General features: G+C 70.5%; 13 protein-coding genes. 3 read left to right on the top strand and 10 right to left on the bottom strand.

The window, feature by feature from the left end; genetic code table 11:
• Nucleotides 1-39: 39 nt before the first annotated feature.
• Nucleotides 40-417 carry a DUF5362 family protein gene (locus D107_RS0105360; RefSeq protein ID WP_018876807.1) on the bottom strand — a complete coding sequence of 126 codons (378 nt, stop codon included), beginning with the start codon at nucleotides 415-417 and terminating at the stop codon, nucleotides 40-42.
• A gap of 226 nt (nucleotides 418-643) precedes the next feature.
• Here D107_RS0105360 and D107_RS0105355 point away from each other — a divergent pair, with 226 nt between their 5' ends.
• Nucleotides 644-1126 carry an FHA domain-containing protein gene (locus D107_RS0105355; protein WP_018867585.1) on the top strand — a complete coding sequence of 161 codons (483 nt, stop codon included), beginning with the start codon at nucleotides 644-646 and terminating at the stop codon, nucleotides 1124-1126.
• Between the two features lie 20 nt (nucleotides 1127-1146).
• Nucleotides 1147-2847 (top strand): protein kinase, encoded by a 1701-nt coding sequence (locus D107_RS0105350; protein WP_018880935.1) that lies wholly within the window; start codon nucleotides 1147-1149, stop codon nucleotides 2845-2847.
• A 295-nt stretch (nucleotides 2848-3142) separates the two neighbouring features.
• Here D107_RS0105350 and D107_RS0105345 read toward each other — a convergent pair whose 3' ends face one another.
• The 3 genes from D107_RS0105345 to D107_RS0105335 form a co-directional block, all read right to left on the bottom strand.
• Entirely contained in the window at nucleotides 3143-4180 is a 1038-nt protein-coding gene (locus tag D107_RS0105345) for a LysM peptidoglycan-binding domain-containing protein (protein WP_018880934.1), read from the bottom strand.
• A gap of 52 nt (nucleotides 4181-4232) precedes the next feature.
• Nucleotides 4233-5069 carry a PP2C family serine/threonine-protein phosphatase gene (locus tag D107_RS0105340; protein WP_018880933.1) on the bottom strand — a complete coding sequence of 279 codons (837 nt, stop codon included), beginning with the start codon at nucleotides 5067-5069 and terminating at the stop codon, nucleotides 4233-4235.
• A gap of 75 nt (nucleotides 5070-5144) precedes the next feature.
• Nucleotides 5145-6095 (bottom strand): PDC sensor domain-containing protein, encoded by a 951-nt coding sequence (locus D107_RS0105335; protein WP_018867581.1) that lies wholly within the window; start codon nucleotides 6093-6095, stop codon nucleotides 5145-5147.
• A gap of 148 nt (nucleotides 6096-6243) precedes the next feature.
• Between D107_RS0105335 and D107_RS0105330 the strand changes: the two genes are divergently transcribed.
• Nucleotides 6244-6762 carry a GNAT family N-acetyltransferase gene (locus D107_RS0105330; protein WP_018879292.1) on the top strand — a complete coding sequence of 173 codons (519 nt, stop codon included), beginning with the start codon at nucleotides 6244-6246 and terminating at the stop codon, nucleotides 6760-6762.
• A 2-nt stretch (nucleotides 6763-6764) separates the two neighbouring features.
• Here the strand turns inward: D107_RS0105330 and D107_RS0105325 are convergent, their stop codons facing one another.
• The 6 genes from D107_RS0105325 to D107_RS0105300 form a co-directional block, all read right to left on the bottom strand.
• Entirely contained in the window at nucleotides 6765-6977 is a 213-nt protein-coding gene (locus tag D107_RS0105325) for a hypothetical protein (RefSeq protein WP_018867579.1), read from the bottom strand.
• A 139-nt stretch (nucleotides 6978-7116) separates the two neighbouring features.
• Nucleotides 7117-8121, bottom strand: a complete 1005-nt coding sequence (gene hypE, locus D107_RS0105320) for a hydrogenase expression/formation protein HypE (protein ID WP_018879293.1) — start codon at nucleotides 8119-8121, stop codon at nucleotides 7117-7119.
• Nucleotides 8118-9206, bottom strand: a complete 1089-nt coding sequence (gene hypD / locus D107_RS0105315) for a hydrogenase formation protein HypD (RefSeq protein WP_018880932.1) — start codon at nucleotides 9204-9206, stop codon at nucleotides 8118-8120. Before hypD ends, hypE begins: the two co-directional genes overlap by 4 nt.
• Complete coding sequence (locus D107_RS0105310; RefSeq protein ID WP_018877027.1) at nucleotides 9203-9457, bottom strand: HypC/HybG/HupF family hydrogenase formation chaperone; 255 nt, start codon at nucleotides 9455-9457, stop codon at nucleotides 9203-9205. The genes hypD and D107_RS0105310 overlap by 4 nt, the downstream gene beginning before the upstream one ends.
• A gap of 4 nt (nucleotides 9458-9461) precedes the next feature.
• A complete protein-coding gene (gene hypF / locus D107_RS0105305) occupies nucleotides 9462-11768 on the bottom strand; it encodes a carbamoyltransferase HypF (RefSeq protein WP_018880931.1) in 2307 nt (768 codons plus the stop codon).
• A complete protein-coding gene (locus D107_RS0105300) occupies nucleotides 11765-12025 on the bottom strand; it encodes a hydrogenase maturation nickel metallochaperone HypA (protein ID WP_018863238.1) in 261 nt (86 codons plus the stop codon). Before D107_RS0105300 ends, hypF begins: the two co-directional genes overlap by 4 nt.
• Nucleotides 12026-12034 lie beyond the last annotated feature (9 nt).

Raw genomic sequence — 12034 nt, 5'->3', positions numbered from 1 at the left:
CTTGACTCCTTTTCTGGCCCGAGCCCCGGGCGAGGGTACCTACATGGCGCCGCTCATGCCCCCCATACCCATCAGTCCGGCGCCGATCCCGAAGATCATGCCCAGCACCATCAGGATCAGGTAGATCAGCAGCAGCACACCGAAGATCGTGAAGTAGATCCGCAGGCGCCCGAGCGCGTACTTGATCGCCTCGGGGTCGCCGCTTTCGTAGGCGCGCTGGGAGGCACCGGCGGCCTGCATCAGAACCACGCCGGCCCAGATCGGGATCCACGCGATGATGATGCCGATGATCGACAGCGCGGTGAGTACGCCGGAGATGATCAGCATGATGCCGATCAGCTGCATCCAGAACTTCCCGCGAACGAGTGGTTCGATCAGTGCGCGAAGGTCGGCCGTGCTGGTTGCGTCCTGTTCCATGTTCAGACTCCTTGTCGTGTTGGCTGGTCGTGACGGGTGGGTCTCCGGAGCATAGCAGGCCGCCTCATGCTGTGACGCATTCGTTGTTTTGGCGCGTGCAGCCCGTGCATACTCGACCGGGTGCAAGCCCGAAGAGCAGGGCCGGGTCACGGCTCGAGAAGCAGGGGGATGTATGAGCGATCAGGGACGACGCAGGGATGCTGGCCGCAGCGGGCCGCAGGGCACGATGCTGTTTCAGGGGCAGGCCGTGCCCGAGCCGGAGGCGGTAGCCGATCCCGCCGGCGAGGAGACCCCGCCCGGTGGCCATCCGGTGCTGGTGGGGCTCTCCGAGCCCTTCGGCCAGCAGCGCCTGACGCTCAAGCCGGGCAAGCGCTCGGTCGGTCGCCAGGCGGACAACGACATCGTCCTGCAGGAGGGCAGCGTGTCCTCGCAGCATGCCTGGCTGGTCAACGACGGGGGCGAGTGCCGGGTGGTCAACCTGCTCTCCACCAACGGGACCTGGGTAAACGACGAGAAGGTGCACGAGGCCGTGCTGAAGGACGGCGACCATGTCCGTTTCGGGCGTGCCGAGTTCGTCTTCCGCCGCCGCGATGACGGCTCCGATGCCCGACCCGGTGGTGGCCGCCGGTCGCGCTGGCGCTGGCTCGGTATCGCGGTCGTGGTCCTGGTGCTGGCGGTGATCGCGCGCATCCTGCTCGAGACAGCCTGAGGGCCGGGCCCGGCTCCCCCATGCAGCGGATCGGGCGCTACGGGGTCGGCGAGGAGATCGGTCGCGGTGCGATGGCCGTGATCCATCGTGGTTACGACCCGGACATCCGCCGGCCGCTGGCCATCAAATCCCTGCAGCCCGACTACGCCTGCCGCCCCGAGTATCGCCGGCGCTTCCTGGCCGAGGCCCGCGCGGCCGGCACGCTGACCCACCCGGGTATCGTTACCATCTTCGATGTCGGCGAGTCGGATCACCAGCCGTTCATCGCGATGGAGCTGCTGGACGGAATCACGCTCGCGGAATTTGCCGACCAGTTCCGTCCGTTGCTGCTGCGCAATGTCCTGAAGATCGCCATCCAGCTGGTGGAAGCGCTCGATTACGCGCACCGGCATGGTGTGGTGCACCGGGATATCAAGCCGGAAAACATCATCGTCACCAGCGCCACGGCCAATATCAAGGTGATGGACTTCGGCATCGCCCGCACCCTCAGCGATCCCGACTGGCGGGCCGACGATGATGGCTATGTCGCCGGTTCCCCACACTACATGGCCCCGGAGCAGGTGCGCGGCCAGCCCACCGATGCGCGGGCCGACCTGTATTCGGTCGGCGTGGTGCTGTACGAACTCCTGACCGGCGCCACGCCGTTTCGTGGCCACGATGTCGAGACGCTGCTGACCCGGGTGGTCCGGGACCCCGTACCGTCACCCCGAGTCATCGTGCGCGACTGCCCGCAGGAACTGGTCGAGCTGGTATTGCGCCTGCTGGCGAAAGACCCGGACCAGCGCTATCAGTCGGCGGGCGAACTGCTGGTGGACCTCGAACGCATCGAAGAGCAACGCAGCGAACGTGAACGGGCCGGGGCGGGCCGCCGCATCGTCCCGTTGCGGTTGCGCTGGGCGGCGGTGATGGGGGTCCTGGTCGCGGTCACGCTGGTCGTCGGCGGGGCCCTGGTCCACCAGAAGCAGAATGCGGTGATGACCGACCTGGCCTTCGACTATGGCTCCACGCTCGCCCAGATCATCTCGGTGGAGAGCGCCGAGGACCTGCTGCTGGAGGACACCATCGCGGTCCAGGGCCGCCTGCGCGACATGCAGGCCAACCGCGAGATCGCCCTGCTGAGCGTGGCGGACCATCGCGGACGGGTGGTGGCCAGCAGCGATCCCGAGGCCATGGGCCAGCCGTATCAGCCGCCGCCCGAGGAGCATCTCCTCCAGCGCCGCGACGGCCAGGCCGTGTGGTCCGTGGCCGGGCCGGATGGCGGGGAGCTGTTCCTGTTCGAGGCCCCGGTGCGCTACCAGGATCACCACATCGGCCAGCTCCAGGTCGGGTTGTCCACCGGGTCGCTGCGTGCGGCCAACGAGGCCACGTTCATGGCCCTGCTGATGCTCACCCTGGTCACGTTGCTCGCGGTGCTGCTGGGGGCCTACGTCCTGGCCCGGCGCCTGCAGGAACCCCTGGACCGCCTGCGCGGGGCTCTGGACCAGATCGGTCAGGGACGGCTGGACACGCGCATCCGGGCCCGGCGTCGGGATGACTTCGAACGTGTCTTCAGTGCCTACAACGCGATGGCGGATTCGCTGGAGGCGCGCATGAAGCGGCGCACGGACGGGGTGAGCGAACCCGGCACCGGCCACGCCGCATCTGCCGGGGACCGGACCCAGGAACTGGCCCCCGAGGATCTGCCGTCCGAGGCGGCCCCGAGACGGACCGGAACCGACTAAGGAAACACTGATCCCTGTACGCGCTCGCGTTAGCACCCCAGGTTTTCCGAGACCAGGCGCGTCGCGCAGTGGCTAGTGGTTCTACCGGCCCGTTTTGGATGGATTTGGGGCGCAACGCAGAATCGGAAAACCTGGGGTACCAACCCCGAAGGGGCTCGGCCCCCCGTTGCTATCAAAAACGGGTCGCGAACGGAGTTGCGGTTCCCTTGTGCAGAATGACTGCATGGCGGTCACCGCGCATTAAACGCACGCAAAAGCGACTCGAGCGCGAGCGTGTACAGGGATCAGTGTTTCCTTAACCGTCGAGGGCGTCCAGCCGGCGCTGCAGTTCCAGCGCGCGCAGCCGGTACCCGCGGGCCGCCTCGAACTCGGGGTCGATGGCCAGCGCCTCGTCCCACAGCGCGATCGCGGTATCCAGGTCCTGGTTGCGGTAGCGCACGATGGCCTCTGCATGGAGGGCCTCCTTGCGCTGTTGCTCCAGTTCGGCGTGGTGCTGGCGGGCGCCGGAATGCTGCGGGTCCCGCGCGAGCACCTCGCCGAAGGCCTTGAGCGCCTCTGCGGTGTCCCCGGCTGACCGGGCCTCCAGACCGCGCTGGTACCAGTAGCCCGTTTCGGCCTCGCGCGCCAGGGGCTCCAGCCAGTCGGCCCACTGCGTCTCCGCCTCGGGGTGCTGCCGGGCCCGCTCCACGACCTCCAGAGCCGCGCCGTAACGCTCCGCAGCCAGGTCGGCCTCAAGGGCCCGGCGCAGGCCGTCCTCGCCCACCCCGGGGGCGGCATCCGGATCCAGCGCGGTCAGCTGATCGTCCAGGTCGCTGGTGCCGCGTGGCAGATCCGATGCGTCTCGGGGGATGCGCAGCCGCTGCCCGACCAGCAATCGGTCCGGGCGCTCGAGGTCGTTGTACCGCGCGAGGATCACGAAGCGGTTGGCATCCCCCAGGTGTTCGCGGGCCAGTCGGGCCAGGGTCTCACCGGGTTCCACCGTGTGCTCGAAATGCGCCTCGCCGAGCATGGCCCGCGGATCCCCGGAAAGCTGCTCGCGCAGATGACGGGCGGCGTGGTTCCGCGGCTCGTCCGCGAGGATCCGGTCGAGCGCGACCTCTGCCCGGCCCATCTCGCCGCGCTGCAGGAGCTGCACGATCTCGGCGATCTCCAGACGTTCGATCTCCGGTTCTTCCGCTGCCGGTTCGGGCGCGGGGGGTTCCGCAAACGCCGTTTCTTCCTCGGCCTCCGCATCCGGGTTGAATACCCCCTGCAACTGCGCGCAACCGGGCAGCAGCCCGGCCAGTGCGGCGAGCAGAACGAGGCGTAAAGGCAGGGTGCGGAACTGCGTCATGGCAAGATCTTCGGTTCGGGCGCGGTGCGGCGCCCGGAGTATACGATCGGCATCAGTCCAGCGGCCACAGCAGGATCGCCAGCGCCGCGGCGAGCAGCAGCAACAGCGCCAGCGTCGGCTGGATACGGGCCTTCAGGTGCCGGCGCCAGAATCGGCCACGGGGTCGCGCCGCCCGCCAGGTGGCGAGCGCCACGTTGTCGCCGCCGGGCCCGGCGCGCCGCGCCGCCTCGCGGGCCGCCTCGGTGGTCGCGGTGCCCAGATCGGGATGGTCCAGCAGTTCGACGATCGCGTCCGGCGCGAACTGTTCCCAGAAGCCGTCGGAACACAGCAGGAAGCGGGTCTGGGCGGTCACGGGCGCCGCGTCATGGTCGACCTGTATGGGATCGACCACGCCCAGACCCTGCAGCAAGCGATTCTGCTCCGGGTGCGTGGCCATCTCCGCCTCGCGGATCACCCCCTGGTCGACCAGCTGCTGCACCCGTGTGTGGTCGCGCGTGCGGCCCTGCAGGCGGTCGCCCTCGATGTGATACAGGCGGCTGTCGCCGCAATGGGCCCAGCAGGCCGAGTCCGGCGTAACGTACAGGGCCACCAGTGTGGTTCCGGGACGCTGGGCTGGATCGGCGCCGCCTTGTTCCAGCAGGGCCGCATGGGTCTCGTGGAACAGGCTCTCCAGCAGGGTAGGGCCATCCGCGGTCCGCCCCGCGCAGCGATTCCACAGGCGTTCGGCCGTCGCCACGGCCGTCTGCGACGCTTGCGCCCCGCCCTCGTGGCCGCCCATGCCATCGGCCACCAGCAGCAACGCAGTTTGCCCGTCGGGACCGTGCAGCACGGTCACCGCATCCTGCTGCTCGGCGCGGCCACCTGTCTCCCTGGCGTATCCGGTTTCCATAGGCATGTAGCCCCGGTGATCCTGTACCCATGATGACCGAGATGGGCGGCCCGCGACAGCCCGGGCCGGGACCCTTTACCCGGTGGCGCCTATCCAGAACTCGATGGAGCGGCCGAGAAACTCGTCCCAGGTCATGTAGTGCGAGCCGTCACAGGAGAAGGTCAGGCTGACCATGCCGTTGAACAGGTTGATGGAGGCGGAGCGCAGGTAGATGGTCTCGTCCGCGTAGCGCAAGGCCTTCAGCCCCTCCAGTACCCGGCCGACCTCGTCCTTCGGGATCAGTGCCTCCTCGGGGTACGGCTCGTGCGGAAACGCCAGGCAAACGTCGGGATCGCCGAGGGATTCGTGGGTCAGGATGCGGTAGCGGTACGGGTCCTCGGTGGTCCACAGCGTGGCGCGTGAACTGGAGAAGTGGAATACCCCCTGGAACACCCCGCGCTCGGTGAACAGTTCCTCGATGATGGCCAGGGCCGTATCCATGTTCTGGTCCATCAGGCTCTCGGTACGGCTCTGCAGGAACAGCGTGCCGCGGATTGACGGATCGCCCTTGATCTGCCGCCACTCGTTCGGTTCTTCGTACAGGTCCTCGGAAAAGTCGGGCAGGTTGCGCAGGTCGAAATCGGCGCCCAGGAAGCCCAGTGCGTTCCCGTCGCTGTCGCGAACCAGCTGCAGCGCGGTCAGCGAGGGCCGCCGTCCGAGCAGGCTGATGTAGGCATCCGAAAGCAGGAAGCCCGTCGCCGGCACGACCTCCTTCATGTACGGGCGTTGTGACCGGTCGCGCCCGAAATGCTCCGGCAGTACGCCGCTGCGCGAGATGTTGTCGGAGAGCTGGATGCCCCGGGTATTCAGGGCATAGACGAACGTGGCCTCAGGGATCTGGCGGATCGCCTCTTCCAGAATCGAGTCCAGGTCCTCGCGGCGCGGCCAGACCGCGGACAGCCGACGCGCGATGTTGGCCAGAGGCTCCTGCAGCTTGTTCTCGAGGTACTCGCGCTGGTGCTCGATCGCCTTCTTCAGTTCCGTCATGGTGCGGGGTCGTCTCCTTTCGGTGCGGCGCGGATTATCCCCGATCGGGGGTTTCGTTGTCGTGAAGGGCCTCGTGGCTCCATGCGTTTGGCACTTCGCGTTGCGCAAAAGGTCCGAGCAGGAACCGTGCCGACAAACCTGATGACCGATGCCCGAAACCACAACCTCCCTTACCACCTTGACTGCCCGTGCCGCGCGCCCAGAGGATCTCGATGCCATCAACCGCCTCGTCGCCGAGGCGATTGAGGACTGGCCGTTGCCCGAACGCGTGCGCCGCCTGGCCCTGCCGGCCTACCGCTACACCGAGGCCGACCGGATGTTCCTCGACATGGTCGTGCTGGAGTGCGCAGGCGACGTGGTCGGCGTCGCGGCCTGGGAGGCGGCGGGGGCCCAAGAACTGCCGGAGGGTATACCGGATGGCCTTCTGCTCCACGGCCTCTATGTCGGGCGCGCCGCGCGCGGGCAGGGGGTGGGGCGGCAACTGGTCGAGGCCAGTCGCGCCGCCGCGAGGGAGGCCGGTGTCGCCGGGGTGCTGGTCAAGGCCCAGGCCTCCGCCGCCGGTTTCTTCGCCGCCATGGGCTTCGCCCCGGTGCCGGTCCGCGATCGCGACCGGGATTACGAACAGCGTTACTGGTGGCCGGCGAAGGGCGCGTCCTCTCCGCCCTGAGCTCAGCGCCGCGGGCGCTTGCGGTGCCACTGTCGGGCAAACAGCCCCACGATGATCGCCATGGCCAGAAGGCCCAGGCCCAGCGGCCACGCGTGTTCCGGAGCGCTCAGGAAGTGAAGCAACGAGAACCCTTCGCCATGGCCGTGCCCCGGGTGGGCCAGAGCGGGGCTGCTGGCGAGCGTGAGGACTGCGGGAATCAACGGGCGCATCGACATCGGGGGTTCCTCCTGATTGAACCGGGGGGATCACCATAACGCCCGGCGGCCGCCGCCGTCATGCGCGTGATCCCGTGTCGTCGTGAGCACTCCATCGGGCGGTTTCCGTGGTCCCTCGGCAGGCGCTGCAAACAGCGACTCAGCAGATGCGGGGCAACTGCTCGCCGGCGGGCAGGATCACCCGGCGTTCCACGCCGGTCGCGAGGCGTCGGATGACCTCGGGCTCGCCCGCCTTGGCCTGGCCGATCGCAACGGCACCGGCCGTCTCCGGTCGTGACCGCAGCACGCCCAGTGCCTGTTCGGCCGCGGGTTCCGGCACGGCGGCCAGGAAGCGGCCCTCCGAAGCGCTGTGCAGCGGGTCCAGACCGAGGATCTCGCAGGCCCCGCGCACGTCCGCGCGCACCGGGATGGCCCCATCGTCCAGAACCAGGCGGCAGCCGGAGGCGTGGGCCAGTTCCTGCAGCGCGGCCACCGTGCCGCCGCGGGTGGGGTCGCGCAGGGCATGCACGGGCACATCGGCTGCCAGCAGCGCGGCCACCGCCCCGGCGACCGGGGCGCTGTCGCTGGGGATCGGCGGGTCCAGCCCCAGTCCCTCGCGCGCGGCCAGGATGGCGACGCCATGCCGGCCCAGGTCACCGCTGGCCAGCAGCATGTCACCGGGCCGGATCGCGTCCGGTGCGATCCGCACCCCCTCCGGCACGATGCCCACCCCGCTGGTATTCAGGTAGGCCCCGTCGCCGCGCCCGGCCTCGACCACCTTGGTATCGCCGGCCACCACCCGGACGCCGCATTCTTCGGCGGCCGCGCTTACGGAGGCGAGGATGCGCCGCAGGTCCTCCAGGGGCAGCCCCTCCTCTAGGATCAGCCCCAGCGTCAGCCACAGCGGCCGCGCCCCGGCCATCGCCAGGTCATTGACCGTACCGTGCACCGCGAGGCGGCCAATGTCGCCGCCGGGGAAGAACAGGGGGCGCACCACGAAGCTGTCGGTGGTCATGGCCAGGCGTCCGTCCGGTGCGTCGAGCACGGCCGCATCGGGGGCGCCGCGGGCCGGGGTGCCCAGTGCCGGCAGGATCACCTCGTCCAGCAGCTTCCCCTGCAGCCGACCCCCGCCGCCATGCGCGAGGCGGACCGCCTCAGTGGTCATGCCCCGCCCCGGTAGTGCAGATAGGCGGCACAGGCCCCCTCGGAGGACACCATCGGCGCGCCCAGCGGAGTGTCCGGGGTGCACTCGCGGCCGAAGGCGGGGCAATCGGTCGGTCGGCGCAGCCCGCGCAGCACCTCGCCGGCGATGCAGGGCCCGTCCGCACCGGTCGCGGGGGCCGTGATCCCGAAACGCGCGACCGCATCGAAGCGGGCATAGGCCGGGCGCAGACCCAGCCCGCTGGCGGGCAGGCGGCCCATGCCGCGCCACTCACGTTCGACCGACTCGAACACGCGGCTGACCGCATCGCGCGCGGCCGCGTTGCCGTCGTCGCGGGCGGCCCGGTCATAGCGGTTCTCGACCCGGGCCTCGCCGCGTTCCAGTTGTTCCACGCAGGCCCGGATGCCGGCCAGCAGGTCCACCGGCTCGAAACCCGTCACCACGATGGGCACCCGGAAATGCTCGGCGATTGCCTGATAGGCCGCCGCCCCCTCCACGGTGCAGACATGCCCGGCGGCCAGGAACCCCTGGATACGGTGGTCCGGATCCGTCAGCAGAGCCTCCATCGCTGGGGGTACCAGCGAGTGCGAGACCAGCAGCGACAGGTTGGGCAGCCCCAGGGCCTCGGCCTGCAGTACCGCGATCGCGGCGGCCGGGGCGGTGGTCTCGAAGCCCACCGCCAGCAGCACCACCTCGCGCTGCGGGTGTTCGCGCGCCAGGGCGACCGCATCCAGCGGCGAGTAGATCACGCGCACATCGCCGCCGGCCGCGCGCGCGGCGTTCAGGTCGCCCAGTGCGCCGGGGACGCGCAGCATGTCGCCGAAGGTACACAGCATCACCTCCCGGCGGCGGGTCAGCAGCACGGCCTGGTCCAGAGTCTCGGTCGGGGTCACGCAGACCGGGCAGCCGGGCCCGTGGAGCAGCTCGACCGAGCCCGCCAGCAGGTCGTCCAGCCCGTGGCGCAGGATCGCGTGGGTCTGGCCGCCGCAGACCTCCATCAGGGTCCAGCGCCGGGTGCAGGCCGCGCGGATCGCCTCCGCCTGGCGCAGGATCAGCGCCGGGTCGCGGTATTCGTCGAGGTGCCTCACGGGCCCTCCGGCGCGGGCGGCTCGTGCTCGGGGATCTCGCGCAGGGCGGCCAGGGTGCGTTCGGCCGCGGCCTCGTCGATGGTGGCGATCGCGATGCCGGCATGTACCAGCACGTAGTCGCCCGGCCCGGCCTCCGGCGTGCAGGCCAGCGAGACCGTGCGGGTGACGCCGCCGAAGGCCACGCGCGCCTGGCGGAACAGCGGGTCGTCACCTTCCACGCTGTCGATACGACCGGGGATGGCAAGGCACATCGGCTCAGTCTCCGTTCGGTGGCACAGCGGCCCGGCGCGCGATCACCGCCTGACCGAGCGCCAGCCCGCCGTCGTTCGGCGGTATGTGCTGCGGCCACAACGGGCGGAAGCCGGCGGTTTGCAGGGCGTCCACGCATTGTTGCAGCAGTCCCCGATTCTGGAAGCATCCGCCGGTCAATGCCACGGTCTCGCGTTCGCCCGTCCGGGCGGCCGCCACCGCGAACCGCGCCAGTGCGCTATGCAGCCGCGCGGCGATCGCCCCGGGGGTGGCACCGCCCGCCTGCGCCGCCAGCAGGGCGGTGATCAGCGGGCCCCAGTCCGCCTGCCAGGGCATCGCGTTCTCCAGCCCGAGATCCGGGGCATCCACCACGCCCGGCGCGGCCTCTGCCGCCTGCTGCACCAGCATCGCGGCCTGCCCCTCGAAGCCGGCACCGGTGCGCAGCCCGGTCAGGGCCGCCACAGCATCGAACAGCCGCCCGACGCTGCTGGTCCAGGGCGCGTTGACGCCGCGATCCAGGGCGCGGAGCAGCGCTGGCCACTCGGCATCGTCGAACAGGGCCCGGGCCGGGCTGGCCGCCAGGGCCGCCGTATCGCCCGCGAAGTGTGCATGCAGCAGCCCCAGCAGCGCGCGTCGCGGCTCGCGGATCGCGGCCTCGCCCCCCGGCAGTCGGAACGGGCGCAGATGGCCCGCACGCTGCCAGTCACCGTCGGCGTCCACGGTCAGGCACTCGCCCCCCCAGAGCGTCCCGTCCGTACCCAGCCCCGCGCCGTCCCAGACCAGCGCCAGGACCGGGTCCTGCACCCCGTGCTCGACCAGACAGGCCGCGGCATGGGCGTGGTGGTGCTGCACGGGGAAGACCGGCACGCCCGGGCGCTCGGCGAGTGTGGTAGAGGCATAGTCCGGGTGTCGGTCGCAGGTGATGCGCTCGGTCTGCACGCCGCAGAGCCCGGCCAGCGCGCGGGCCTCGCTGTCGAGGCGGCGCAGGGCCGGATCGCTGTCGAGGTCGCCGACGTGGGCGCCGACCACGACCTCGCGGTTCAGGGCCAGCGCCGGTGCCGCCTTGAGGTGGCCGCCCAGCGCCAGCGTGACCGGGCCGGGCTGCGGCAGCGGGATGCGCAGGGGCAGGGCTCCCCGTCCCACGCGCAGGCACTGCGGCTGCCCGGCCGCGATCTGGAACAAGCTGTCGTCCAGCGGCCGCGCAATCGGACGGTCGTGGTCGAGGATGGCATCCGCGATCCCGCCCAGCCGAGCCACCGCCTCCTCGCCGGAGATACAAAGCGGTTCGCCGCTGCGGTTGCCGGAGGTGCAGACCAGCGGGATCGCGAGTGCGTCCAGCAGCAGCTGGTGCAGGGGCGTGGCCGCCCGCATCAGCCCGAGACGGTTCAGCCCGGGGGCGATGTTCCCGGCCAGCGGCGCATCAATCTTGCGATCCACCAGCACGATCGGAGCCTCCGGGGCATCCAGCAGGCCCCTTTCCGCATCGGATACGTGGGCCAGACAATCCAGCCAGTCGCCGTCCGGCAGCAACACCGCCAGCGGCTTTTCCGGGCGCTGCTTGCGCGCTCGCAGGCGGGCGATGGCCTCCTCGCGGGTGGCGTCCGCCAGCAACTGGAACCCGCCCGCGCCCTTCAGGGCCAGGATCTGCCCCGCGCGCAGGGCCGCCACAGCGGCCTCCAGTGCCGCATCCCCGGTGGCCTGTTCGGTGCCGTCCGGCGCGCGCAGCAGGAGCCGGGGCCCGCAGTCCGGGCAGGCCATCGCCTCGGCATGGAAGCGCCGATCCCCCGGGTTCTCGAACTCCGCACGACAGGCCGGGCACAGCGGGAAGTCATGAAGGGTGGTGCCGGCACGATCCCAAGGCAGCGCCGTGGCAATGCTCCAGCGCGGGCCGCAGGCCGTGCAGGCGGTGAACGGGTAGCGGTAGCGCCGCGCCGTCGGGTCGCGGATCTCGGCCAGGCAGTCGGGACAGGGGGCGCGGTCCGGGGCCAGGGCCGGGGCGCCGCCTCGGTTCGGCCCCGTAGTGAGCCGGAAGCCGGCTGCGCCGGTGGGGGTTACGGGGCTGACAGAGATGTCATTGACACGTGCGGCCACCGGCGCCTCTTGCGCCAGTGCCGAACGAAACGCATCCAGGCGAGCCGCGTCCCCCTCGACCTGGATCACCACGCCCTCGGGCGTGTTGCCGACCGTGCCGGCCAGCGCCAGCCGTTTTGCCAGCGCCGCGACGAATGGGCGAAATCCCACACCCTGCACCCGGCCGGTGACGACCAGGCGCCAGCGCTCCCGCGCCGGGCTAAGTGTCGCGGGCGTGTTCACGCCACGTCCAGGCTCCGCAGCAGGATCTGTTGCGCCTCGGGGTGCGTCTCGTCGTCGGAGGTCTCCACCTCCAGCTCGGCGCCCTCGGCCAGCGTGCCGCGGGTGCCATCCTCGAAGTGCTCGCGAAAATGCTCCGGCGTGATGTGCGACAGCGCGCCCAGCCAGACCCGCACCCGGGTGACCCGCTCGGCGTTGTTATCCGCCGCCACCTGCTCGATCTTGCGCATCAGGTCGGCCATCAACGAAAACTCGTGCATCCGTGTTCC

It is taken from the genome of Thioalkalivibrio sp. ALE30, assembly GCF_000377465.1.
In the GTDB taxonomy this organism is placed as follows: Bacteria; Pseudomonadota; Gammaproteobacteria; order Ectothiorhodospirales; family Ectothiorhodospiraceae; genus Thioalkalivibrio.
Note: the sequence above shows the minus strand (reverse complement) of the source record. Positions and strands in the feature narration are given on the sequence as shown.

Bases quoted from the DNA above. Each gene is read 5' to 3' on its own strand.
- D107_RS0105360 (WP_018876807.1), bottom strand. From the start codon at position 417: ATGGAACAGGACGCAACCAGCACGGCCGACCTTCGCGCACTGATCGAA.
- D107_RS0105355 (WP_018867585.1), top strand. From the start codon at position 644: ATGCTGTTTCAGGGGCAGGCCGTGCCCGAGCCGGAGGCGGTAGCCGAT.
- D107_RS0105350 (WP_018880935.1), top strand. From the start codon at position 1,147: ATGCAGCGGATCGGGCGCTACGGGGTCGGCGAGGAGATCGGTCGCGGT.
- D107_RS0105345 (WP_018880934.1), bottom strand. From the start codon at position 4,180: ATGACGCAGTTCCGCACCCTGCCTTTACGCCTCGTTCTGCTCGCCGCA.
- D107_RS0105340 (WP_018880933.1), bottom strand. From the start codon at position 5,069: ATGGAAACCGGATACGCCAGGGAGACAGGTGGCCGCGCCGAGCAGCAG.
- D107_RS0105335 (WP_018867581.1), bottom strand. From the start codon at position 6,095: ATGACGGAACTGAAGAAGGCGATCGAGCACCAGCGCGAGTACCTCGAG.
- D107_RS0105330 (WP_018879292.1), top strand. From the start codon at position 6,244: ATGCCCGAAACCACAACCTCCCTTACCACCTTGACTGCCCGTGCCGCG.
- D107_RS0105325 (WP_018867579.1), bottom strand. From the start codon at position 6,977: ATGTCGATGCGCCCGTTGATTCCCGCAGTCCTCACGCTCGCCAGCAGC.
- hypE (WP_018879293.1), bottom strand. From the start codon at position 8,121: ATGACCACTGAGGCGGTCCGCCTCGCGCATGGCGGCGGGGGTCGGCTG.
- D107_RS0105310 (WP_018877027.1), bottom strand. From the start codon at position 9,457: ATGTGCCTTGCCATCCCCGGTCGTATCGACAGCGTGGAAGGTGACGAC.
- D107_RS0105300 (WP_018863238.1), bottom strand. From the start codon at position 12,025: ATGCACGAGTTTTCGTTGATGGCCGACCTGATGCGCAAGATCGAGCAG.